This window comes from Moorella sp. E308F (genome assembly GCF_006538365.1).
In the GTDB taxonomy this organism is placed as follows: domain Bacteria; phylum Bacillota; class DSM-521; order Neomoorellales; family Neomoorellaceae; genus Neomoorella.
Map to the genome: position 1 here is coordinate 13,106 of NZ_BJKN01000003.1, position 23,410 is coordinate 36,515.

Here is a 23,410-nt window from a genome sequence, read left to right on the forward strand (position 1 = left end):
AATAACAGGTAAAAGCCATAGATAAATGGCAATTATCAACAAATATGGCAACTTGCAATAAAGAAGAAGGGAGGATAGTATAGCTTAATTTTTTCAAAAAAATGTCTTGACAACGGGGAGCACTACACTTTTTATTCTATCGGCAGGGACTATTAAACCTTTTTAATCAAAGCAAGGGTGCTTTAAAGGAGAAGGTTGTCATATCCATTGGTAACTAATATAATTTTGCTATCAATATGATAGCAAGGGGGGCTAATTTTGAATTGTTAGGAGCCGTCCTTTGCTCCCCGCCGCATTTGAGATTGCTTATGGTTGCAGGCGGACGCTATATGATAGCTTATATATTGTCCTGGCCATGGCCAAAAAAGGGGTCTTCATTACAGCAGATGAACGATTGGTCAACGCGTTACAGCATTTTGATAAGGTATAAATGCAGTCCCGAACAGCATCTTAATGCCAGGGAGGTTTTAGCGTGCAGCAAAGCAAATTCTCATTAAAAACGGCTATGTAGTATCCATGAATTCCCTCCGGCAGGTCTTCGCCGGCGGCGATGTCCTGGTGGAAGGGGATAAGATCGTCGCTATCGGGCAGGTACCGGCGGAACTAATCAAACAGGATGCCGAAATCGTCGATGCCAGTGGCAAGATCGTCATGCCGGGACTGGTCAATACCCACGTACACTTGTCCCAGCAACTGGGGCGCGGCCTGGGCGACGATGTCGACTTGCCAACCTGGCTTCACGAACGCATCTGGCCCTATGAAAGCAGTATGGACCTGGAGGATTCCTATATCTCCTCCCTGGCTTGCTGATTGGAATTAATCTACTCCGGGGTGACGACCTTTGCCGAGCCTGGCGGCCAGGAGGTCGATGGTATGGGTCGCGCCGTTGAGGAAATAGGCCTCCGTGGCATTTTGGCTCGTTCAACCATGGACTGCGGCGAAGGGCTGCCGCCCAAGTGGCGGGAGAGTACCAACTATGCCCTCCGGAAACAGGAAGAGCATATCAAGCGCTGGCACGGCCAGGCTAACGGCCGCATCAAGGTTTGGTTCGGCCTGCGGACTATCTTCAACAATTCCGATGAGCTAATCAAACGCACCAAGGACCTGGCCGATAAATACGGGGTAGGCATCCATATGCACGTGGCCTAGATTGATGAAGAAGTACGCTTTGCTAAAGCCACCCGCGGCCATACCACCGTCGAGCACCTGGCCCACCTGGGAGTCCTGGATGCCAATTTCCTGGCCGTCCATACCGTCTGGCTGACGGAAAAGGAGATTGACCTTTTCCTGCTGCATGATGTTAAGGTATCCCACAACCCGGCTGCGGTCATGCGCGTCCTGGGCTTTGCCCGGGTGCCGGAAATGATAGATGCCAGGTTCTTTATGTCAAAGATGTCGCTTTCCTTTACATCCAGGGTCATTTCCTTTACATTAGATTAAAAGTAGGGGAAAATGAGGTGAGAACTGTGCCTATCGCCAAGATATCAGCTAAAGGCCAGGTAACTATCCCGGCAGAAATACGCAAATTTTTAGGTGTCACACCGGGTACGCATCTTCGCTTTGTGATCCGTGGCGACACTGTACAGATTGAAAAGGGTGGGCAGGGGATAGTCGCTCTGAAGGGTAGCGTGCCGGTTGCTGAGGAACAAGATTTTAAGGCAGTACGTCAGCATGCCATGGGGGAGGCTGCCAGCGAAATTGCCGGGGAAGGCAAAGACAATTGACGCCAATATCATATTTCGTTTTCTCTTAAATGATAACCCGGAGAAGGCTGAGCGGTGTTCAGCCCTTTTACAAAGGGTTGAATGCGGGGCAGAGCAAGTATTTTTACCCGACCTGGTCATTGCTGACGTAGTATGAACATTGGAAAAGTTTTATCGTCAACCCAAAGCGAGGATAAAAGAAATATTACTTCCCCTATTATCTCTCCGGGGTATGCGGCTTTCCAGCAAGTCGGTGGCTAGGAAAGCGTTGGAGTGGTATGTAGAAAAAACGTTGATTGGACGGATGCCTTTGTTGCCATCAGTATGGCAGCCGGAAACCGGATGGAGATATATTCTTACGATCGTCATTTTGATAAGTTTCCGAAAATTAAGAGGATTGAGCGCTCGACATGATAGAGGGCCTCCCATTCGGTGTCATCTCTGTTGGTTTCGAAGTCTGTCATAGTAGGAACTGCCTTTTTTGGAATTATTCATAATTTATGTTATATTTTGCTTCTAACCTTTTGATCTGTTCCTCCGCCTCTTTGATTTGATGTTTTAACTGGATTTCTGTTGGCTGGGCTGATAGCGCATGCTTTGCCACTGTTGTTATTCGTTCCGTCCCGGGATAACTATCTGCGCCTGATGAGGAACTTCAAAAGGGATGTCTTCCACCAGTTGCGACGTCTGCCCCCAACCCCCCGAGGTTTATCGCTTTAGTTCTCCCAGGGATAATTGGTATCTGGAAGAAGTGAGGGGGAGCGTCATCTTGATTCCCCATTATCCCCGGCAGAATTTCGGGAGGCGCTCGGGTTGCTCCTCAGCATTTCCTTATCCTCTTGCCGGCTAAAAGCCAGCTTAGTGTCACCATAGGTGATCGGCCATTTACACAAAATGATTTACACTCCCTCTCCCGGCGGCCATTTTGCTTTTTCCGAATCCGGCTGACCAGTTCACTTTCCCCCGGCGAAAAAAAGGGGGCCGACGCAGCAACTGCGCCGTTCAGAGTATGGCTTTCGCAAACCAATTAATTTGCCACCTTTTGCCCTTCGGAAAATTCCTCTGGGGTAAGGATCACCTGAAAAAATATCTCCACAAGCTTCGGGTCAAATTGCGTGCCTGCACACCGGCGTATCTCCGCCAGGGCTTCTTCGACCGTTTTAGCTCTTCTATACGGCCTATCGGAGGTCATGGCGTCAAAGGCATCGGCAATGGCTAAAATACGGCACTCGATGGGTATTTCATCCCCTTTGAGGCCCAAGGGGTATCCGGTGCCGTCCCATTTTTCGTGGTGTTTTAAGATCAGGTCGGCGATCCCCGCTAAATCCGGTGAGGCCAGGGCGATCCGGTAGCCTTTCTCCGGATGCTGGCGCATAATCTCCCATTCTTCATCTGTGAGGGGGCCTTTTTTGAAGAGTATTCTGTCGGGTATACCCACTTTACCTATGTCGTGGACCTGAGCCAGAAGAGAAAGGTTGGCCAGCTGTTGCGGCGAAAGCCCCATCTTTTCTCCCAGGATCCGGCATAAGTGCTGCAGGCGCCGGCCGTGCCCTTCAGTCAAATGGTCGCGCTCCGACAGTGCGGCAAGCAAGGCATTGACGATCTTGCTCCGAGCGCTGGTGCCGAGGTATAGTTTTTCCCGGTACATAAGATCGTCTGCCCTTTTATAGGTTTGCTTTAAAAGTTCCTCCGAATTGTACGCTGTAGCTATGCCGAAGGAGACGCTCAAAGGAAGCCGGGGATGTTTTCGATTGTATTGCTCAATGGATAAACGCAGGTGGTGCAGTATATTCGATCCCGTAGCCTCATCGGTGCGGGGCAGAAGGGCCACAAATTCATCTCCACCCACCCGTGCCACAATATCCGAGGGGCGCAGGGCTTTCTTAAGGATCTGAGCGCAAGCAATCAAGAGTTTATCGCCCTTATGGTGGCCCATGGTATCGTTGACAAGCTTCAGGCCGTTCACATCGGCTACTATTATGCTGATGGGATATTTGTTGCTCTTACCCAAGCGCTTGAGCTGTTCTTCAAAAAATGTGCGGTTGTAAAGACCTGTCAGCTGGTCATGGAGGCTAACATATTCCAGCTTCTGGGCAACCCTCTTTTTCTCAGTGATATCCATTATGTTCCCTAGTGTCACCCTCTGGCCCTCGTGCTGCAGGGAAGCCACCGTCTCCTCGACCCACTTAATTTCACCACATTTGGTAATAATCCTGAACTCGTAGGGCTGGGCAACCATGCCTTTTAACATCTTTACGGCGTTGCGTCGCACGGCCTCCCTGTCTTCCGGGTGTACGAGGCTCAAGGCTTCTCTGCCGATTAGTTCTTCCTGAGAGTAACCCGAGAGCTTTTCAAACCGGGCGTTTACCAGCCGAAACCTTCCTCCGTCGACTATGTACATCCCTATAGGGGAAAGACTAAAAATACTTCTCAATAGCTCCTCTTCGCGTTTGCGTTCGGTGATGTCCCTCACGGTGGCTAGTATTGCATCTTTGCCCGCAAAAGTAATTTTCTTCAAACATATCTCCGCATCAAAAACTGTGCCGTCCACCGGCCGCCTGGCTTTCCATTCAAACCGCGGACTTTCTCCTTCTACCGCTTTTTGCCACCATTCGCGGAGCTGTTCCAGGGGATTGTCCGGGCTGGAGTAATCTTGGGCGATGGACAGCTTTACGGCCTCTCCTTTTGAGGTTATACCGTACATGCGCAACATGGTTTCGTTAACATCCAGTATTTCCCCTTCAGGTTCATGTATAAAAATAGCATCGTGGACGCTGTTGAAAATCGTCCGAAACGCTTCCTCCGCCTGGATCCGTTCGGTGACCTCGAAACATACTTCTACTATACCCTCAATTATTCCTTTCTGGCTTTTTACAGGGTAACCCCTTACAAAAAATTGCTTGCCTTCGTGGGGCGTCACTATGCCCTCCTGAGGCACGCCGGTCTTAAATGCGCTGATAACGGGACATCCGGCGCACGGTTCCTTCCTGCGGTGTAATATCTCATAGCAAAGACCGCCTGTCAGCTCCTCACCCCTTTTTTCCGCGTACTTCGCTGCTGAGGTGTTGGCCCACAAAATGCGGTGCTCTGCATCCTGGTAGATCAACAGCTCCACTATACTGTCCAAAATGGTCTTCTTTTCCCAGTCTGATTCTTTTATTTTATTTTCCATTTGTTTGAGCGCAACCATATCTTCGATGCGGCGGGCAAAAATGTTGAATAGCCTTTTTTCCCGACCGGAAATCCGTGCTGAAGCTTCCAGAAATATTAAGCCCCGCACACCATGGGACATCAAATAGACAAACCCGCTCTCGCCGGGGTTCTTGATCCTCTCCGTGAATTCCTCGCCTTTTCTAAAACCCCATTTCCCCAGACATATAAGCCTGCCGCCCTCATCAAGCATTATGGCAAGGCGGCGTATTCCGAGAAGCCGGCTTCCTTTCTCCACAATTTCTTGTATCAGATCTTCGTATCGCTCCGGGAAGGAAAAATTTACTATCTCGTATAAGGTCAAAAGCTCAGCAACATCAAAGGACACTATCTACCACCCCGCGGCCGCAACGATCGTCTTGTTATAAAACAGCGGAGTCCCTGAGACACTGCTTATTTCTCCGAAAGAAAGCATCCCTAAAACCGGGATCTCGGGTTTAAGCCTCCGGGATATTGCCTCCATTTCCCTGGAAAAATCTTTACCCAGCAATAAATAGCGGGATACACAATCAAACAAGATAAGAACTTTGGGAGTGACCGGGGTATTTAAGGCACCTTCCGCTACCCTCCCGGCGGCAGCAATTAGACTTTCAGCATCACCTTCCATGATAGTAGCAATGGTGTTTTCGGGAATTTCTGTAACAAATAAGATGCTTCCGTCTTCCTCTGCTTTCAGCGGATCCCGAATGATAAATTTTCCCCCGGCAGCGGGCAAGCCCAGGGGGTATTGCATTCCGTAGTAAGGAAATCCGTTTCTGGTACAGCTGCGGACCAGAGCCGTATACCTCTCAAATGCCGGAATTCCGTCAATTTCATAAACTCGCCTGCCCTCCGCCCTGGTTATAGTAAAAGGCTCGCCTGCGGGGATCCACCCATGGTCCAGCTCCACTTTAAAGTTTATCCCCCTCAACACTGCCGCGGCTACAGCATCACTGCCCACCCCTTCTTCGGTAAATTGGTAGGTGCTGTTGAACCGCAAATTGTCCCCGCTGCCTCCCCCTATATACTGGAAGTCCGGTCCCATGGCGTTATATAGTCCCCTTAATAGTTCAGAAATGTTGGCGTTAGATCCATCCGGAAAAAGCAAAACAGTTCCGGGGCTGTCTCCGCCTTTTTTTAATAAAGCCTCGCCCGCTTTTTCACCTTTGACAAAGGGACCTGCCGATATAATTCTTTCCAGGTGAGTTGCCGCCTCTATTCCTTCTCCGCCGATAGCGCAGACACTTACGCCTCTGGCGTATATTTCAAAGCCAAAGATAATACCCGGTACCCAAGCGCCTATCAGGGGGGAATTACCTACCACCCTTACGGCGCCTACAATCACCTCTTCGGGGTCGTAGCCCTCAGTGGTCAAAACCAGCGTCAGGGCTGGTCGTCCGGTCCGGCCCAAAGCCTGCTCCAGAGCGCATTGTACGGCGGCCCTGGCATCATATTCGTTGCTGAAGCCTAACCCCACACGCAAATCAGGTATTCGGGTCACCGGCCAATATGCCCCTCCTGTCTTCTCACTATAATTCGCAGAGCCGTTTCCGGGCGACGTCAACTTGACTATAAAGACTTTAACGCCAAAGACAGCATACCCACAGTTTCCCTGTCAAACAATGACCGTTTCTGCCCCGCGGCAAGCGGACGGGAACCAGGAAGCCCCTGTGCTCCCGGCTACACAAGGTGTGGACAGTGACCCGGAAGATGCCGCTACCTCGCACGGCAGCAAGAGTTTCTTCTGTCCTGTGGGCACGATCCATTCCTTCTCTAGCACATTTATTCTACAGGTTTCTGCCTTTTTCCTTTGTGGAGAGGAAAATTTTGAGCATAAAAGCCAAGGGCAGCACTTTATACAATATGCTTTGCCTTGACGTAAAGGGGTGTCCAGGGGGAGGGGAAGGGATACTAAAGCTTGAAAACAGCTCAAGCCAAAAATCAATTTTTGGATGTCACGAATAAGGATAAAAATGGTCGAAGACGGGATGAGCTTGGAGGAAAATATTAGTTTGCATCGAATTTCTAACTTACTTAATTAGTTCACTGAAAAAGTCCACTTTTTTACATCGCATAAGAAATGTTAATTCTGGACTGTAGTCCGAGTGAGCTTTCTAACTGCTTCACTTATCTTGTTATACAATTGTTGCCAACCTGTAAATGGTTCAAACGTCTCCAACGCTGGCGCGCTGGAGGGGAGGCTACTATTATTCTTCTGAAGTGTAAATATGGATTACGCCGCAGGATAGTACAGACGACCAGGACTTCCGGGAGCCAGCCGGCTGTGGAAGGGGTGAAACGGTCTTTTACTGCCGTGGGGCGGAGCTTATCCTGGAAAAGACCGACAGCTGCGATAAGGGGATAACCGCAGGGATAGGAACTGTTTCTACGAAAAAGAAAAAATAATCCCAAAAAAGATGCACAAAGGAGACGGCAGAGCGCATGAACCCAAGCCAGCAAAAAGATGAACTTCACCAACTGGTGGATGCTCTCCCGGAGGAGAAAACCGGGACGGCCAGGAAACTTCTAGAACCCCTGCTTAATGACAGCAGAGGGATTCCGCCAGAAGGCTTAGTGGAGAGGCTACATCTTCTCGAAAGAATCATCGATTGCCTTCCGGATGCCACCCTTGCTGTGGACCGCCAGGGGAGGGTGCTGGTGTGGAACCGGGCTATGGAAGAAATGACAGGGGTCAAGAAAGAAGAAATCCTAGGCAAAAGCGAATACGCTTACGCGGTACCATTTTTTGGGAAACAGAGACCCATCTTCGTAAACATTTTGCTCGGCAATGGTAAGGATTGGGAGCAAGAGTACGAGAAAATAGAGAGGAAGGGCCATATTCTTGTCGGCGAAGGTTTTGCACCTTTCGCCTGCGGTGGCAGAGGGCTTCACTTCTGGACCCTAGTGGCCCCGATCTACGACGATAAAGGGAACCTGCTCGGGGCAGTTCAATGTATCCGCGACATTGGCGAGCGCAAGAGGATGGAAGAGGAATTGAAGCGCTGGAGCACCCGTGATGCCCTCACCGGGCTTTACAACCGCACGTTCTTCGAGGAAGAACTGCGGCGGATGGAAAAGAGCCGCTCTTATCCCATTAGCCTCGTTCTCTGTGACCTCGACGGCTTAAAAATAGTCAACGACATGCTGGGGCACGAGCAGGGTGACGAGCTTTTACGCCGCGCAGCAAAGGTGATCGCGAGTTGTCTCCGGGAGTCTGAGGTGGTAGCCCGAGTTGGCGGAGACGAGTTTGCCATAATCCTGCCGCAAACAGGACGGAAAACAGCTGAGGAAGTGGCCAGGCGTATAATTGAAGCAGCGGAAAGGGACTCTGCCCGGCACCCGGACCTTCCTTTAAGCATCTCCGTGGGGGCGGCGACGGCGGAAGATGCTTCGCGCCCGCTGCGGGAGGTGTACAAAGAAGCAGATGATGCGATGTATATGAATAAGCTGGCCAGCGGGAAAGACCCACGGGCGGCGGTGATCCGCGCCCTCAAGACAGCCTTAGAGGAGAAAGACTTTCACAATACGGAGCGCATGAAAGAGATTGCCTGCTTGCTGGGAGAAGCGGCGGGTTTATCGCGCGAAGAAATTGATAATCTCCGCCTCCTGGTGGACGTGCACGACATTGGTAAGCTGGCAGTACCGGACAATATCCTTTTAAAGCCCGGTCCTCTTACAGAAGAAGAATGGGAAGAAGTCCGGCGGCACCCTGAGGTGGGGTACCGTATTGCCCTCTCTTCGGGAGAGTTATCCACAGTAGCTCCTTATATTCTTCAACATCATGAACGGTGGGACGGGCGGGGTTATCCTCAGAGCTTGCGGGGAGAACAAATTCATCTTTTAAGCCGCATCCTGGCTATAGTTGACGCCTACGATGCCATGACGTCGGAGAGGCCCTACCGCCGTGCGCTGGCGCACGAGGAGGCCTTGGAAGAGCTCAAGAGATGTGCGGAAAAGCAGTTTGACCCGCATCTTGTGGAGATTTTTGTAGAATTGCTGTCAGGGAAAAAGAACGCCGGGGCAAAAGTGGCACCGGGCCTGCATGGGATGTAAAGTATGCCCGTTTTCTTTCCAGGGCCTTGCTGGACAAACAGAAAGCAGAAAGCAATGATAGTATCAATGTCTATATTTAGCAGGAGCAGGTTCCGGGCTACTTCCCGTTTGCCTTTTAGTTCGCCCTCCAGTTTACCTTCTAATTTTCCTTGCGATAAAATCTCTTGCTTCATTTCATCCAGAGCTATTTCCAGGTTGCTAATCATCTGTTCCACCTCCAGAGGATTGTTGGCATCCAGGATGCAGTCCACTTTTGCCTGTATGCTGGCAGGCAGGACATAGGATTTGTTCACCAGGATGAGGTCGTCGGCCTCGATAGCCTCCACCCATTCTTCCCGAACGATGGTTTTCAGCAGTTCCAGAGAAACTCTTTTGTCGGAAAGGAGTTGCCCGTAACCTTTGTCGTGGGGGTGGTGGGGAGGCTGGAGCTGCCCGTGCAGGAGGAAGACACTTAAGCTCACCGCCGGAACAAATGTTTGAGCATATTATAACTCCGGCGGCGGGAAGAAAGCAAGAGGGAAGAGAACAGATGTAAGGAGGATTTTTACTAGCAGGGAGATATGTTAAAGTCTCTACAGGTTAAGAAAAGCGCCTTAATCTAACAATAACAGGAAGATGACACTTAGGAAAATTACCCTACAAACCAAGTGATGAGACAGGTGGGTACAGTTTGACGCTTACGGCTACTTTTTAACGATTTGGGCAGCCTATTTCCAAAAAGGCAGGATTCTACCTCTCGGTGAAGAATAAAGCATTGTTTAAAGAAGGCAAATCTTTGCAGATTGGGAGCGAAACTGTCGCTGCATCCTGGCCGCCGGTAAGATTGAGGTGTAAAGGTTAAGGAGGAAACGTTGATGCAAGCATCAATCATTCGCGATCCCAACCTGGCCCCCGAAGGCCGGTTGAAGATCGACTGGGTCCGCAACAACATGCCTATCTTAAATGAAATTCGCCGCGATTTCGAAGAACGCCGCCCCTTTGCCGGCAAGCGGGTGGCCATCTGCCTGCACCTGGAGGCCAAGACCGCTTACCTGGCCCTGGTCATCAAGGCCGGAGGAGCAGAAGTAGCCATCTGCGGTTCCAACCCCCTTTCCACCCAGGATGACGTTTGTGCCGGGCTGGCCAGCCAGGGGGTTGCCGTTTACGCCCGCCACGGCTGTACGGCGGAGGAGTACAACACCTTCCTGAACAAAGTCCTGGACACCAGGCCTAATCTCATCATCGATGACGGCGGCGACCTGGTTCATCTCCTCCATACCGGTCGGCGAGAAGTCCTGCCGGAGATTATCGGCGGCGCCGAGGAAACGACTACCGGGATTTTACGCCTGAAGGCCATGGAAGCCGAGGGGGTGCTGGCTTTCCCCATGGTCGCCGTTAACAACGGTGACTGCAAGCACCTTTTTGACAACCGCTACGGCACCGGCCAGTCCACCTGGGACGGGATCATGCGCAACACCAACCTGACGGTCTGCGGCAAAACTGTGGTCGTGGCCGGCTACGGCTGGTGCGGCAAGGGTGTGGCCATGCGGGCCAAAGGCCTGGGCGCCCGGGTGATTGTCACCGAGGTCAACCCCATTGCCGCCAACGAAGCCCTTATGGACGGTTTTCAGGTCATGCCCATGCGGGAAGCGGCCAGGTATGGGGATTTCTTTGTTACCGCTACCGGCTGCAAGGACGTCATCCGCGGCGAGCACTACGCCGTGATGAAGGACGGGGCAATCCTCGCCAATGCCGGTCATTTTGATGTGGAAATAAATAAACCGGAACTTATGGCCATGGCCAGGAGCCACCGGGTGGCCCGCCGCAATATCGAGGAGTTTGTCCTGGAAGACGGCCGGCGCATCTATCTCCTGGCCGAGGGGCGCCTGGTGAATATCGCTGCAGCCGACGGTCACCCGGCGGAGATCATGGATCTCACCTTTGCCCTCCAGGCCCTCTCCCTGGACTACCTGCTGAAAAATGCCGGCAAACTGCCCGCCAGGGTTCTTCCCGTGACTGAGGAAATCGACCGCCGGGTGGCGTCCTTACGCCTGCGCTCCCTGGGGGTGGAGATCGATACCCTGACCGAAGAACAGGAACGCTACCTGGCCAGCTGGCGCCACTAGTAGGTGGCATTCTGGACCCTGCCAGGGAAGACCATAAAGTAGCAATGGAGGCTAGAAACTAGAGCGTGATAAGTTTTAAAGAAAGTAAAATTCCCTGCCCGGCAGGAAAACTCAAAATGGCAGGGAATTTTTTTATGTATGCTTTTAGTAAGGAGGTTCCCGGGATGTTACTCTGGCAACTGCCCCGGCGACATCGAGAAAGAATTGGGCAACCGGCTCTAGTTTATCAGGGTCAACAGATCACTTATGGCGAGCTGGTCGAATGGATCGATGCCTACGCCAGGCTCTTCCAGGAACTGGGTGTCAGGCCCGGCGAAAGGGTGGCCATCTGTTCTCCCAACTGCCCGGAATTCATCTACAGCTACCTGGGAGCCCTGCAGGCGGGGGCTATTGTTGTACCCTTGAACCTGATGCTGACCCGGGAGGAAATCGCCTTTATCATCCGGGATGCCGGCTGCAGCACTATGGTCATTCACAGGATGATTGTGGAGCGTACGGGCCTGGCGCCGCAGCAGGCGGCTGCTCTGGGCTTGAAACACCTGCTGGTCCTTGACGAGAAAACCGCGGCCAGGGCCCAGGCTGCGCCACCGGCACCGCCGGTGACGGCATCAGAGGAAGATATCTGCGTTTTCCTCTACACCTCCGGCACTACCGGTCGGCCCAAGGGAGCCATGCTGAGCCATAGAAACTTCCTGGCAGACATTGAAGCCATGGACGCCGTATCCAATCTGGGCCCGGAAAACAACTTCCTCTGCGTGCTGCCCATGTTCCACAGCTTTGCCTGGACGACCAGCGTCCTCCTGCCCCTGTACCTGGGCAGTACCATCACCATTAAAGAAAGCTTCCAGCCCAAGGATACGTTGAAAACCCTCACCGAAGAAAATATCACCGTCTTCTGCGGCGTACCATCCATGTATGCCGTTCTCCTGCGTATGGGCGAGAAGGGCCAGTTTAAGACCCTGAAGTTTGCTATTTCCGGCGGGGCTCCCCTGGCGGCAGAGGTCCAGCGCGGCTTTGAGGAAAAATATTCCTTTCCCCTGGTGGAAGGCTACGGCCTTTCCGAAGCGGCGCCGGTGGTCTGCCTGAATCCGCTGTACGGCGTCCGCAAGCCGGGGTCCATCGGCCTTCCCCTGCCGGGGGTGGAGGTTAAAGTGGTGGACGATAATGACCAGGAAGTACCGGTGAATGAAGTGGGAGAGTTGGTAGTCAGGGGTCCCAACGTCATGGCCGGCTATTATAACCAGCCGGAAGAGACGGCCGCCGCCTTAAGGGGTGGCTGGCTCCATACCGGTGACCTGGCGCGGCGGGACGAGGACGGTTATTTCTACATTATCGACCGCAAGAAAGACATGATCATCCTGGGCGGCTTTAATGTCTATCCCCGGGAGGTAGAGGAGGTCCTCTTAACCCACCCGGCCGTACAGGAAGCGGCAGTGGTCGGCGTCGGTGACCCGCTCAAGGGTGAGACGGTAAAGGCTTATATTGTTTTGAAGGAAGGGGCCTCTGCCGACAGGCGGCAGTTACAGGAATTCTTAAAAGAATACCTTGCCGCCTACAAGATCCCCCGCTTATTTGAATTTGTGGCAGAGCTGCCCAAAAGCCCTACAGGCAAGGTGCTGAAAAAGCTATTGAAGGGCTAGGGAATCACCTTGAGTCCTGTCATTTTTTCGGTTAAAATGGTAACAGGCGGGAAGAGGAGTGGTCCCGGTGTCGGTGGCACCAGAGGTGGCAGGTTTGCTGGATCGCCTGCGTAAACACAGTATGACGACATACCAGCATTCCTGTAATGTCGGCAATCTGGCCTGCGCCCTGGCTGAGGGACTGGGGCTCCAGCAGGAAGAAGTGAACATCATTACCCTTGGAGGCCTGTTGCACGATATAGGTAAAACGCGGGTGCGGGCGGCCATTCTCCACAAGGCGGCGCGTTTGACGGCAACGGAGTGGGAGATCATGCGCCGCCACCCGGAATTCGGCGTCCAGATCCTGGCCGGTAATGAGAAATTTGAGGTCATTGAGCCCCTGGTGGCCTATCACCATGAACGCTGGGACGGGCAGGGTTATTGCGGCCTGGGGGGCAGCGATATTCCTCTGGGAGCCCGGATTATTGCCCTGGCCGATGCCTTTGACGCTATGACCTCCTGCCGGGCCTACCAGTATTCCAAGAATTTGCTGGACGGTATCCAGGAGCTGGCGGCAGGGGCCGGTAAGCAGTTTGATCCCCGCCTGGTGCAGCTTTTTTTCGATGTCATGCCGGATATTCTCAAACGCAATAGCCGCCGGGCCGGTTGAAGAAGGTACAGACAGCAAAGCCACCGGGTATAAAAAACCGGTGGCTTTTTAAATTTACCTTTTCTTGCGTTCCTTGTAGGCCTGCAACAACCTGCCGCCGGTGCCGGGGCTGTGGCGGCCGACCTGCATCAAGTAGGCAGAAACACTCCCCTCATAATCGAAATTTTCTCCGAGGAGGGCCAGCTCCAGGGCGCGGCGGGTGACGTTGATCACGCATTCTTCTTCGTGGTTGTCGCGGCAGTCCTGGCACTGCATTAAAACTTCAACCAGGGCAGCAATTAGATCCTGCTGGTAGTAGACGCGCAGGTCGTCCTGGGGGATCAGCTCATGTCCCCGGGGGATGCGGACGGTATTTTTCTGCCGGGCATAGGCCAGGGCCGTCTGGGCGAAACCAATCAGGCAATGGGCTTTATTACAGGTGCCGCATTCGGCCACCGTCTTGCAGCAGCGGTCGATGGCTCCCTGAATCTTTTCCAGGTCGACATTACGGGCAGTCATCATGCTAGACCTCCAATCTTAAAACCCGGCGAAGGCGAGAAAGTCATTTTCTTCCGGCGGGCGGTACCGGGTCAGAAAATCCTCAGGCGGCAGGAACGGTTCCAGCCCCACTCGGGCAATGGTGTTGCAGAGGCGCTCCCGGGGTTCGGCCAGGGCATCGTAACGTTCCAGGATAAAAGTGAGGAGATTTATGACCCCTTCCCCGGTAATGCAGGTGGCAATGGGACGGGCATGGATGGGTTTACGGCTGCCGCCCCGGCCGCCAAGGTAGACGTTATAGGTGTCGCTGCCGGTGGCAATAATGCCGTAATCGGCGCAGAGGGGATCGGTGCAGCCGCGGTGACAGCCGGCTAAGGCGATTTTAAAATCACAGGGAGTGGGACGGTTCATGAACCGGTCCTGGAGTTCCCCGCCCAGTTCGAAAACGTCGCTTAAAGACCGCTGGCAGAGGTCCTTGTTGCCGGCGCAGGCCTTGACATTGCGCACGATTTCGCCGAAAACGCCGACCCTTAAGCCAAGAGCAGCAACGCCGGCCCGTAAATCCTCCAGCTTTGTTTCCGGAATGACAAATATCAAAGTCTGGCGAGTGGTCAATTTACAGTACTGGCAATCAACGTTCCGGGCCAGTTCCCCCAGTCCGGCCAGCTGGGCAGAGGTAAGCACGCCGCACTTGGCGACGATGCCTACTCCCAGGTAACCGGAGCGTTGTTTAAAAATAGCGTCCCCCATTCTATCACCTCCAGTAGTAATAACTATTATTTCTTCACGGAAGGGAAAATTCCTGCTTATAAGGGAAACTCTGCCGGGCTATACTAAGGAGGAAAATGTGAGGAGGGATTAAGATCGAGATGGGTGCCGACAACGCTCCGCTGAGTTACCGCTGCAGCCGCTGTGGCAATACCTTTAAGGTCAACCCGGGCGGCGCCAGTATCTGTCCTGTCTGCGGTTTTAACTGTGGCCCGGATAAGTGCCGGCAGATGGAAACCTCTGATGAAGGTTATTAAAGTTAAATTAAGTTAGGTAGAGGAGAACCGGATTATGCTGGCAAGCGAACTAAAGGAATGGGCGGCACGCCGGGGCCTGGTCCTGGGAATAGCCCCGGCCCGGCCCTTTGAATTTGGAGAGGAAGCTTTAAAATGGCGGGCGGAAAGAGGCCTAAAAACCCCTTTTGCCAACGGTAGCCTGGAAGAACGTTGCCGGCCCCGGCTCCTTTACCCTGCGGCTCGTTCCCTGGTAGTGGTAGCCAGCCCCCACCCGGAACCGGCCGTTCCTCCGGGACCGGGGGAGGGACTGATTGCCCGTTACGCCCTGGGACCGGATTACCACGCTGTACTGCAGGGCCATCTCCGGGACCTGGCCGGCCTTTTACAGCAGGCCGGTGCCAGTTTGACCGCCATCCAGGTGGATAGCGGCCCCCTGCTGGAAAGGGAGGCCGCTTACCTAGCCGGACTGGGATATTACGGCGCCAGCTGCAACCTGATTATACCGGGACTGGGATCGGGTGCCTCCCTGGGACTCCTGATAACCGACCTGGATCTGGAACCCGGTGTACCCCTGGAACCAGCTGCCTGCGAGGGCTGCGGTCGGTGCCTGGCAGCCTGCCCGTCGGGAGCTTTAGTAGCCCCTGGCCGCCTGAACCCGGAACGCTGCCTGTCCTACCTGACCCAGAAGCGGGGTGTGATCCCGGCGGAACTGCGCCCCTTTTTTAAGCAATATATCTGGGGTTGTGATGTCTGTCAGGAAGCCTGCCCGGCCAACCGGCGGGAAAAGGGGGGATTACGCGCAGAAATAACATCCGGTTCAGAGCAAAGGCTAACATGGCCGGACCTGGCTGCCATCGTTACTATGGATAAGGATCAATTTAAGCAAACCTTTGGTCCCACGGCTCTGGGCTGGCGGGGAAAAACAGTGCTTCAGCGCAATGCTGTCCTTCTCCTGGGCAACCGGGGTGACCCTCAGGCCCTGGCACCTTTAGCGCAGGCCCTGCGGGCCCCGGCCGCTGTGTTACGTGGGCATGCCGCCTGGGCCCTGGGGCACCTGGGTGCGGCGGCCCGCCCGGCCCTGGAAAAGGCCCGCCGGGAAGAAACCGACCCCTGGGTGCGCCGGGAGATTGAGGAGGCCCTGGCCTTCCAGTAGACGGCTGGCGGGCGTTGGAGTAATATAAAACCCCGGTTTCGAGTTTACCGGGGTTTTATATTGTCCATCTGGAAAACAGCCATTTTCATGCGTTGCAGGTGGCCGGCGTACTGCTAACGGCACTACTTTAAAATTTTAAAGGCCTCCGGTTCGGCCACAAAGGCCTCATACAATGTTTTATTTTTAACAATACTAACGGGCTGGTTGAGATTGGGGGCGGCAACCATCTTCAGGGCTACCGAATTTTGGTAGTGGGTATTTTTAACAAAGTCACCTTTACCGTCTTCGCCCTCCAGGTAGTAATAGGCGGCACCACGCTTCTCCCGGAAGGGACCGTAAAGGGAGGAAAAGTGGCTCTCAATGAGATTGGCCATGACCAGGGGTTGGCTGCCGGGGTTGATGGTTACATGGCCGTAGGCCGGAGGGATGAAGACTTTGTCGCCTTTTTTGGCTTCGACGGCCATAATTTCTTCTACTTCACCGCTGCGGTTATTTTTCTGCAGCAGGTAAATGGCTTCCCCCTCAAGTACTTCGTAGTACTCGGGATAGGTTTCGGAAGAGTGGGGTTTCAGCGGGTGGAAGTGCCCTACGGTTTTAATATACTCTTTACCAATGGTACCCGGCAGGACAACGGTTATATCGTAGCGGATGTCGTGCTGCTGGTACAATTGCCGGTCTTTTTCCAGGCAGACGCCCCGGTACATGTAATAAAGGGGCCGGTCGCTGGGTGGGACATCGGCATAGAGGACTGGTAGGGCATCAGCGAGACGCCGGATATCAGGTTCCGGGGCTAATACCCCGCTGGTAAAAGTTAAAAGACCACTGGGTTCCAGGGTAAAATGCTTCCCTAAAATCATGGAGGATGACCTCCCCGGATTATTTTCTTTACCATTATAACCTAATGGCGCTGAAAAACAACCCTTTTTGGGGCCAGGGACGCTTTGCTGCCATTTAGTTAGACTGCCTTTGCCCGTACATCTCCCGGAAAATGCGGGTAATAACCCTTTTTTCTTCTTCATCAAACAGTCGAGTCACGGAAAATTCCACCACGGTCGTCAGGGTACCATCGGGCAGCTCGTAAATCTCTGACTTGACAATGTGTCCGTAGCCCAGGACCTCCTCGCTTTTAGTCACAATCAGGGCCTCCATACCTACCGGGTGGGCCAGCTTATGGCCCTGGCGAAAGAATCCCAGGATAATATTACCACTGGTACGCTTCCATAGGAGCAGGTTTTCACCGTCGCCTTTTTGCTCGTTGGGTTTTTGCGGCAGTTCATCCACCGGTAGGCGGATCAGCCAGGTAAACTCGTACTTGTACCCCACACCCATCACCTCGGCGATATTTTTTGCCAATCCTTATATAATCATTCGGCTTCGCTCCTTAGTTTTCCTGCTTCTGTCAGCGATCTTCTTTTTCCGGTTCATGATACATATTTATATAATACTCCTACCTTATATTCGCTGCTATTTTTCCTTTTCCCTGGAAAGGAGGAAGGGCCCGGTGAAAATCCTGCAACGCCTGGAGGAATACCGCCAGGAAGCCAAAAAGTTATACTGGGAAGGCACATTTGCCGATTACCTGGCCATGGTGATTAAGAATCCCCAGCTGGCTCGTCTGGCCCATGCCCGGATATATGACATGATTGCTGCCGCCGGGGTAGAAGAAGTCGACGGCGTCAAGCGCTACCGCTTTTTTAGCGAAGAAATCTTTGGGCTGGAGCGTACCCTGGAAAAGCTGGTGGAAGAGTATTTTCATTCGGCCGCCCGCCGCCTGGATGTGCGTAAGCGCATCCTGCTCCTCATGGGGCCCGTCAGCGGTGGCAAGTCGACCATTGTAACTATGCTCAAACGGGGCCTGGAAAGGTACAGCCAGACCGATGCCGGCGCCGTCTACGCCATTAAAGGATGTCCCATGCACGAAGAACCCTTACATCTCATCCCACGGGAACTCAGGCCGGAGCTCCAGAAGGAATACGGTATCTATATCGAAGGCAGCCTCTGTCCCGTCTGCCAGCTGATGGTCGAAGAGAAGTATAACGGCCGGGTGGAGGAGGTACCGGTGGAACGCATCATACTTTCGGAAGAGAAACGGGTCGGAATCGGCACCTTCAGCCCTTCTGATCCCAAATCCCAGGATATTGCCGAACTCACCGGCAGTATCGATTTTTCCACCATTGCCGAATACGGTTCCGAGTCGGACCCCCGGGCCTACCGCTTTGACGGTGAACTCAATATTGCCAACCGGGGGATCATGGAGTTCCAGCTTACTCTTAGAACCATACAACGACTTGACAATAGAAACCGCCTGGGTGTTCCAGGCGTTTAGCAGGCGGGGAGGGGAGAGAGTAGGGAGTAGGGCGGATTAACCCCCGCAGATTGGACATATGCACCCGACATTAAGCTCTCTCGCAATTTTTCTTCAAGTTTTAAAGGGGCAAAGGCTTTCGAATACGCACCAATTTACGTCACACCCTCACGGGATGTCTGGGCTGCAATCCTGTCTCGATATGACGACGGTAAAACTTGGCCGGCGACAGGTAGTGCAAACTGGAGTGCAACCGGCGGTTGTTGTAACGGCTAACGAATTCTACGACCGCCTGATATGCCTCCGCATAGGTCCCAAACTCGCCCATCGACAAGCATTCATCCTCAAGAAGCCGATGGTACGATTCGATATATGCGTTCATATTCGGTGTCTTGGGCGGTATTCTCTCGTGTAGGACATTCCATCGCTCACACTCCGATTCAAACAGATGACTTACAAACTGGGGTCCATTATCTGAACGGATGATGGGTAATGGTAAATTCCTTTGAAGAATCTGACGTTTCCATAATGCTGCTCGAAAAGTTTCAACGGCATGTCTGGCTTCACAGGTTAGACCAATATGATAGCCCACAATCTGCCTGTCATAGACGTCAATGTACGACAGCACAAAGAAAAACCGGTCTTCTCCTGCAATGTACCCGTACTTCACATCGACCTCCCAGAGCTGGTTTGGCGCTGTGATAGTGCGGTTCTGGGCCAAATTCCGCGGGTGTTTCCGACGGAGGTTCCGTTGTGGCCGCAGAATATCCAGTTCCTTACACAGGCGGTATACCTTTTTCTCGTTCACCACCAGCTCATGATCTTGTCGAAGCATATGAGTGAGCTTACGGTACCCGTAGGCGTAACCATCACCGGAAATAGACTCCATAATCCATTCCTTAATCTGTTCATCACTGACCTTGCGGCCGCCCATAGTCAGTGAATGACCAGGAAACGGACGTCCACCTGAAGTGGTATGCGGCTTTGGTTCATGTGTTAATTGATAATAATAGGTGGATCGGGAAACCCCCACTATGCGCAGCACGAGAGTAGCGTTGTACCCGGCTGTGATCCACTTGTGCGCAATGGCTACTTTATCTGCAAGTGAGGGTTGGCTTTTTTTAATAGGTCACGCAATATAGCAATTTCAAGGTCTTTTTCGCCCAGAAGTTGCTTTAGATGGGTATTCTGTTTGTCTAACTCACGGTTCTCTGCAACGAGTCGGGCGTGTTCCTGCTGAGTAACGTGGGTGGCGTTTCCCTTTGGGCTACTGCCTTGCATGGGTTGGCCGGCTTTGTACTGACGAACCCATCGGCTGACAATATTCGGCCGGATATCATACTTCCGAGCAACGACGGAATTATTTCCGGCAGCGATGGCCTGTTCGACGACCTGGCGCTTGAACTCTAGGGTAAATTTCCGACGTTCCACTTGAACAACCTCCTGACCTTATAGTCTCATTAATTTGGAAGATTGTCCAATCTAATTTCGGGGCTTAAGAGTAGGGATGCAGTAATTCTTAGCTACTTTTGATTTTTTTATCCTTGTAGGGCAGTTTCTATTTGCCCTTTGGTATTACAACATCTCGTGCACCAGCGGGTAGGGAATGGTACCCTGCATATCCAGGATAGCCTGGATATCCGGGATAACCTGGGTAGCCAGGATACCCTGGATGACCTCTATATGGTCTATTTTCAAAATAGAAAAAGCGATTGCCATTATATATTGTACCCAGATAGCTACCCTCTGGCGTTACCACATTAAAATCATCCCAGGGGAGCCATCCTATCCAATTTCCTTCTTTGTCGTAAACATATTTGTCAGTTCGAAATGCAATCCATTCGCCTCTTGAGTTAAAAAGATGTTGTACTGACATCTCTTTCGCCTCCTTAATCCTATCTTGGTTGTTTCTTATTTTGCAATTTTCAAAAATACCCCCTCCCCACACCTACAGCCCAGATAGCTTTTCAATACAACGACGGCTTATTTAAGCTATAATCAATCTGGTTCCACCCGCAGTTCGTACACCAAAACGTTAAATCTTTTAAAAGTAATTAGGAAATTTTCTTTGGAGTGTTTTTATAACCTCGTAAGCAATTTGACGAATAGCTGCTAGTTCGGGATTTAAAATCGGTCCTCGTTCAACACCATTTTCTACATACATCCACCCCAACAAATTATTCCTGCTAAGTTTTGCATAAGCTTCATGTAAGGTTGGGTCTACATGCGCTCCTCCATCTTTGTTTGCAACGGCCAAAATTACATCCTTTCTACTAAATTCGTAGCTATCATTTTTAAACACAATTTTATTCCACCATAGATCAAAAGGAACCCAAACTCGAGGTCGCCCAGGAGGGCCATCATCCAAGGGAGCCCAATATTCTACTCCTTTAGGCCCCATTTTAATTCCGATTAAACCCATATGACTTATTAGGTTTTTGGGGTTGTAATCATAAGCAGTATCATAAAAAATAGTATTTTTACAGTTGAGCTGGGTTAATAATGACTTTGATCTATTGGTATCGTGAACCAAAACACGGATTACTACTGCTAATCTTTTGGCCTCACCTTTAAAACCTTCATCATATGATTTACACGAGTTTTGTAGAAAAATAATTTGGTCTTTTAAATGGGCATATAAGTCATCTAGTGTTTGGCTTACTCCCATATATATCTCTCTCCTTTAGTCTTAAAATCTTATTTTATGCTATATCAATCTGGTTCCACTCGCAGTTTGATTTCGGGTTGATTTCGGGTATTGCCCCGGGGCGGCTTCATGGTGATCTTGGGTTTCTTTTTGAAAAGGGGAAGCATTTGCATTTCTCCTCTCTTGACTTGTCACCTTTTGTCGAAAACTGTATATACATCAAAACCGCCGAGTTTGGCGGTTTTTTTACTTTATGATCTTATATCGCATCATTTCCACCGGCAACCCAACCCTGGCCGCAAATTGCTCCAAGGTTTCATTTAGTTGCGGCTCTTCGCCCCAGGTAATCAATTCTACGGTAAATCAATCTGTTGGCTTCATACTCTACCCTAGATTCCATCAGGGTATGTTCTGCAAGGAAGAAATATCCCGCCCCCCGCGGAGACAATTGCCTGTGTCCCAATTCGTGGGCTAAAATGACACGTTTTAGCCATGCCGGGAGGTTGGAGTTAAGGACAATGGTAACCTTACCGGCTATTTCGAGGATCAGGCCCTTAATCCGGCGAAAGGGGAATTCGTCAACGTCAATACCCATCTCCTGCGCTAGGCGATATGGGTCACTGGTTTTATATTTTTCTATTAGCTGCTAACAGATTGCTTGATATATTCCACAGGGTTCACCCGCTTGACCATGCAAAACGGTGTCGTTTCAATCCTCACCCGCAAGGAAGCCGAGTGCAAATGAAAATTTATTTTTTATAAACATCTCCGCGTGGCCCAATGACCTCAATAATTATTAGTCGTTCTTCGATTTTTACGTTGTAAATAATCCGCATGTCACCAACGCGATATCTGTACTTTTGGCTAAAGCCCCGTAACGGCTTGATATTTGGCCCGCTTACGGGGTTCGCGGAAATTGCCTCAATTGCAGTCGCAATGCGTTTTTGGGTGGCCCGATCAACGCGTTTAAGATAGCTGCGAGGCTGGGTTAATAGCTGGACTTTAAAGGTCGAGTTCTCGCTTGAGTTCATCCCAGCTAACGCCGCCTTCCTCTTGCCCCTCATTCAAGGCTGCTCTTTCGCTTTCCGGCCAGTCCAGGTAAATATAGTCGCGACATACGGGGCAAATGAATTCGTCATGCCAGACGTTTTCCCATGGCGTGTTGGGGTCATCTAAAAAGTCTGCAAGCACAAGGGTGGTGCCGCATTTAGGACAGTTAGGATCGATATAAAAAGGCTTGTTATGCGGTCGCGACATGGCCGCGCTTTCTGGTTGTACGATTTTTACCAGCCTTTCCAGGTACCTTTTGGCTCTTGCTACGTTTTGCTCCGGAAGCATGTCAACCAGGCGGTGAAGCTCTTCTTTGGGCAAGCTCATTAAAAATCACCCCTTTTTTCTTTTACCGTTTTTTCTTCTCAAGTTCCCACTTTACCTTCAGGTAGGTGAGAATATCATCATTGTCTTCTTCGTCTCCTAATATCGGTTTCATCCTCCAAATGAAGGATCCAATTCTTTCAACAGAGCCTTGACATCTTCATATTCTGTATCCTCGACATATATCTTATAAAATTGCTTTATAGCTTTATTGTTCTCTCCTAATTCCTTATAAGTTATTCCTAACAAATAGCGGAATAACTTCATTTGTTCATCCATGCTTTTTCGACTACGAACAGGTCCTTTTTCAAGGACCTCTAGCGCTAACTCAGGTTTATTTAAACCGAGAAAAGCGGAAGCTAGCGCATTTATTACTACTAATTCTTGTTTCATTTCAGGTGGTAGGCTTTGTAAGATCTCTATGGCCTTATGGTATTGTTTGGTAATCCCCAATGTACTAGCATAATTTAACTTAATTACAGCATCATCTGGATAACTTGCAAGATATTTTTCAAAGTACTTAGCTGCTTCTTCAGGATTATCTAAGCGCCTATACAAAAAGGCTATTTCGCGGTATAATAAGATAATTTCTGGTTTAATCTCCAAGACTTTCAAAAATTCTTCTAAAGCCTTTTGCCATTCACCTTTTTGCAGAGCTATTTTCCCTTGCAGGAAATGATTCTTGGCTTTTCCAGTGGGGGAATTCGCGGATTTAGATGCCCACGCTATTTGGATTATAATTCCTAGAACACCAAGGGGCCACCAAATAAAGAGAAATATTACGGATATCAAAAACCATAAGCAGCCAAGAGATGTATAAGTTGTACTAGTGGCCAACTCTGGAGGTATGTCAAGATTATAACCTTCAATTTTGGGCTGGCTAGAAACATTCTGCTCAGCTTTAGAGAAGTCTCTGCTTTTATTTTTTCCAAAATAGTTAATGGAATAAAGTCCTGTTCCCGGAATGCTTGTTGAGGTATAAGCACCACGAGGACCAATGCCTACTCGAAAGCCTTTTCCTCCGACACTTAGTCCAACGCCGCGTTTGCTTAAGTTTAGGCGAACTCCTTTTGCGATCCTAATACTTTTTCGGAACCTCCAGCCCAATTAA

General features: G+C 51.2%; 23 protein-coding genes and 3 pseudogenes. 11 read left to right on the top strand and 15 right to left on the bottom strand.

Annotation, left to right across the window (positions count from 1 at the left end; all coding sequences use genetic code 11):
* Window positions 1–516 precede the first annotated feature (516 nt).
* The 3 genes and pseudogenes from E308F_RS16950 to E308F_RS16295 all read left to right on the top strand — a co-directional run.
* Window positions 517–1,371, top strand: a pseudogene (locus E308F_RS16950) (amidohydrolase family protein); the annotation flags it as partial.
* Between the two features lie 86 nt (window positions 1,372–1,457).
* Entirely contained in the window at window positions 1,458–1,724 is a 267-nt protein-coding gene (locus E308F_RS12655; protein ID WP_253260475.1) for an AbrB/MazE/SpoVT family DNA-binding domain-containing protein, read from the top strand.
* Window positions 1,699–1,860, top strand: coding sequence for a hypothetical protein (locus tag E308F_RS16295; protein WP_216363828.1), 162 nt, complete (start codon window positions 1,699–1,701; stop codon window positions 1,858–1,860). Before E308F_RS12655 ends, E308F_RS16295 begins: the two co-directional genes overlap by 26 nt.
* Window positions 1,861–2,730: 870 nt before the next feature.
* Here E308F_RS16295 and E308F_RS12665 read toward each other — a convergent pair.
* Both E308F_RS12665 and E308F_RS12670 read right to left on the bottom strand, forming a co-directional pair.
* Window positions 2,731–5,241, bottom strand: coding sequence for a PAS domain S-box protein (locus E308F_RS12665; protein WP_141265311.1), 2,511 nt, complete (start codon window positions 5,239–5,241; stop codon window positions 2,731–2,733).
* A gap of 3 nt (window positions 5,242–5,244) precedes the next feature.
* Complete coding sequence (locus E308F_RS12670; protein ID WP_141265312.1) at window positions 5,245–6,393, bottom strand: FIST signal transduction protein; 1,149 nt, start codon at window positions 6,391–6,393, stop codon at window positions 5,245–5,247.
* A gap of 941 nt (window positions 6,394–7,334) precedes the next feature.
* On the opposite strand from E308F_RS12670, the gene E308F_RS12680 reads away from it, so the two are divergent.
* The 5 genes from E308F_RS12680 (at window position 7,335) to E308F_RS12700 (ending at window position 13,339) form a co-directional block, all read left to right on the top strand.
* Window positions 7,335–8,945 (top strand): sensor domain-containing diguanylate cyclase/phosphohydrolase, encoded by a 1,611-nt coding sequence (locus tag E308F_RS12680; protein ID WP_141265314.1) that lies wholly within the window; start codon window positions 7,335–7,337, stop codon window positions 8,943–8,945.
* Window positions 8,946–9,109: 164 nt separating this feature from the next.
* Entirely contained in the window at window positions 9,110–9,400 is a 291-nt protein-coding gene (locus E308F_RS15935; RefSeq protein ID WP_172613425.1) for a hypothetical protein, read from the top strand.
* Window positions 9,401–9,799: 399 nt separating this feature from the next.
* Complete coding sequence (locus E308F_RS12690; protein ID WP_141265315.1) at window positions 9,800–11,050, top strand: adenosylhomocysteinase; 1,251 nt, start codon at window positions 9,800–9,802, stop codon at window positions 11,048–11,050.
* Between the two features lie 164 nt (window positions 11,051–11,214).
* On the top strand, window positions 11,215–12,690 hold the full coding sequence (locus E308F_RS12695) for a long-chain-fatty-acid--CoA ligase (protein WP_141265316.1): 1,476 nt from the start codon (window positions 11,215–11,217) through the stop codon (window positions 12,688–12,690).
* A gap of 67 nt (window positions 12,691–12,757) precedes the next feature.
* Entirely contained in the window at window positions 12,758–13,339 is a 582-nt protein-coding gene (locus E308F_RS12700; RefSeq protein WP_172613424.1) for an HD-GYP domain-containing protein, read from the top strand.
* 54 nt (window positions 13,340–13,393) lie between these two features.
* Here the strand turns inward: E308F_RS12700 and E308F_RS12705 are convergent, their stop codons facing one another.
* Window positions 13,394–13,840 carry a hypothetical protein gene (locus E308F_RS12705; RefSeq protein WP_172613423.1) on the bottom strand — a complete coding sequence of 149 codons (447 nt, stop codon included), beginning with the start codon at window positions 13,838–13,840 and terminating at the stop codon, window positions 13,394–13,396.
* 15 nt (window positions 13,841–13,855) lie between these two features.
* Window positions 13,856–14,566, bottom strand: a complete 711-nt coding sequence (locus E308F_RS12710) for a nitrite reductase (RefSeq protein WP_141265318.1) — start codon at window positions 14,564–14,566, stop codon at window positions 13,856–13,858.
* Window positions 14,567–14,685: 119 nt separating this feature from the next.
* On the opposite strand from E308F_RS12710, the gene E308F_RS12715 reads away from it, so the two are divergent.
* Window positions 14,686–14,841, top strand: coding sequence for a hydrogenase maturation nickel metallochaperone HypA (locus E308F_RS12715; RefSeq protein WP_141265319.1), 156 nt, complete (start codon window positions 14,686–14,688; stop codon window positions 14,839–14,841).
* A gap of 34 nt (window positions 14,842–14,875) precedes the next feature.
* Window positions 14,876–15,973: a tRNA epoxyqueuosine(34) reductase QueG gene (gene queG / locus E308F_RS12720; RefSeq protein ID WP_141265320.1), complete on the top strand. Its 1,098-nt coding sequence runs from the start codon at window positions 14,876–14,878 to the stop codon at window positions 15,971–15,973.
* A gap of 122 nt (window positions 15,974–16,095) precedes the next feature.
* On the opposite strand, the gene E308F_RS12725 is transcribed toward queG, so the two are convergent.
* Entirely contained in the window at window positions 16,096–16,830 is a 735-nt protein-coding gene (locus E308F_RS12725; RefSeq protein WP_141265321.1) for a glucose-6-phosphate isomerase family protein, read from the bottom strand.
* A gap of 94 nt (window positions 16,831–16,924) precedes the next feature.
* Complete coding sequence (locus tag E308F_RS12730; protein WP_216363827.1) at window positions 16,925–17,326, bottom strand: hypothetical protein; 402 nt, start codon at window positions 17,324–17,326, stop codon at window positions 16,925–16,927.
* Between the two features lie 148 nt (window positions 17,327–17,474).
* Between E308F_RS12730 and E308F_RS12735 the strand changes: the two are divergent.
* Window positions 17,475–18,248 (top strand): annotated as a pseudogene (locus E308F_RS12735) (protein prkA); the annotation flags it as partial.
* A 190-nt stretch (window positions 18,249–18,438) separates the two neighbouring features.
* On the opposite strand, the gene E308F_RS12740 reads toward E308F_RS12735, so the two are convergent.
* The 9 genes and pseudogenes from E308F_RS12740 to E308F_RS12775 all read right to left on the bottom strand — a co-directional run bounded on the left by E308F_RS12740 (window position 18,439) and on the right by E308F_RS12775 (window position 23,406).
* On the bottom strand, window positions 18,439–19,404 hold the full coding sequence (locus E308F_RS12740; RefSeq protein ID WP_141265322.1) for an IS3 family transposase: 966 nt from the start codon (window positions 19,402–19,404) through the stop codon (window positions 18,439–18,441).
* Window positions 19,368–19,709, bottom strand: coding sequence for a transposase (locus E308F_RS12745; RefSeq protein WP_011391837.1), 342 nt, complete (start codon window positions 19,707–19,709; stop codon window positions 19,368–19,370). Before E308F_RS12745 ends, E308F_RS12740 begins: the two co-directional genes overlap by 37 nt.
* Before the next feature lie 144 nt (window positions 19,710–19,853).
* The gene (locus E308F_RS15940) at window positions 19,854–19,997 is read right to left on the bottom strand and encodes a hypothetical protein (protein ID WP_172613942.1); all 144 of its coding nucleotides are present in this window, start codon (window positions 19,995–19,997) and stop codon (window positions 19,854–19,856) included.
* 52 nt (window positions 19,998–20,049) lie between these two features.
* A pseudogene (locus tag E308F_RS17005) lies at window positions 20,050–20,154 on the bottom strand (4-fold beta flower protein); the annotation flags it as partial.
* Between the two features lie 168 nt (window positions 20,155–20,322).
* Complete coding sequence (locus E308F_RS12755) at window positions 20,323–20,946, bottom strand: hypothetical protein (RefSeq protein WP_141265324.1); 624 nt, start codon at window positions 20,944–20,946, stop codon at window positions 20,323–20,325.
* Between the two features lie 295 nt (window positions 20,947–21,241).
* Window positions 21,242–21,520 (bottom strand): ImmA/IrrE family metallo-endopeptidase, encoded by a 279-nt coding sequence (locus tag E308F_RS12760; RefSeq protein WP_172613943.1) that lies wholly within the window; start codon window positions 21,518–21,520, stop codon window positions 21,242–21,244.
* A 154-nt stretch (window positions 21,521–21,674) separates the two neighbouring features.
* Window positions 21,675–21,989, bottom strand: coding sequence for a type II toxin-antitoxin system RelE family toxin (locus E308F_RS16955; RefSeq protein WP_373995962.1), 315 nt, complete (start codon window positions 21,987–21,989; stop codon window positions 21,675–21,677).
* A complete protein-coding gene (locus E308F_RS12770; protein ID WP_141265326.1) occupies window positions 21,928–22,302 on the bottom strand; it encodes a hypothetical protein in 375 nt (124 codons plus the stop codon). Before E308F_RS12770 ends, E308F_RS16955 begins: the two co-directional genes overlap by 62 nt.
* A gap of 108 nt (window positions 22,303–22,410) precedes the next feature.
* On the bottom strand, window positions 22,411–23,406 hold the full coding sequence (locus tag E308F_RS12775; protein WP_141265327.1) for a DUF4236 domain-containing protein: 996 nt from the start codon (window positions 23,404–23,406) through the stop codon (window positions 22,411–22,413).
* Between the last annotated feature and the right edge of the window lie 4 nt (window positions 23,407–23,410).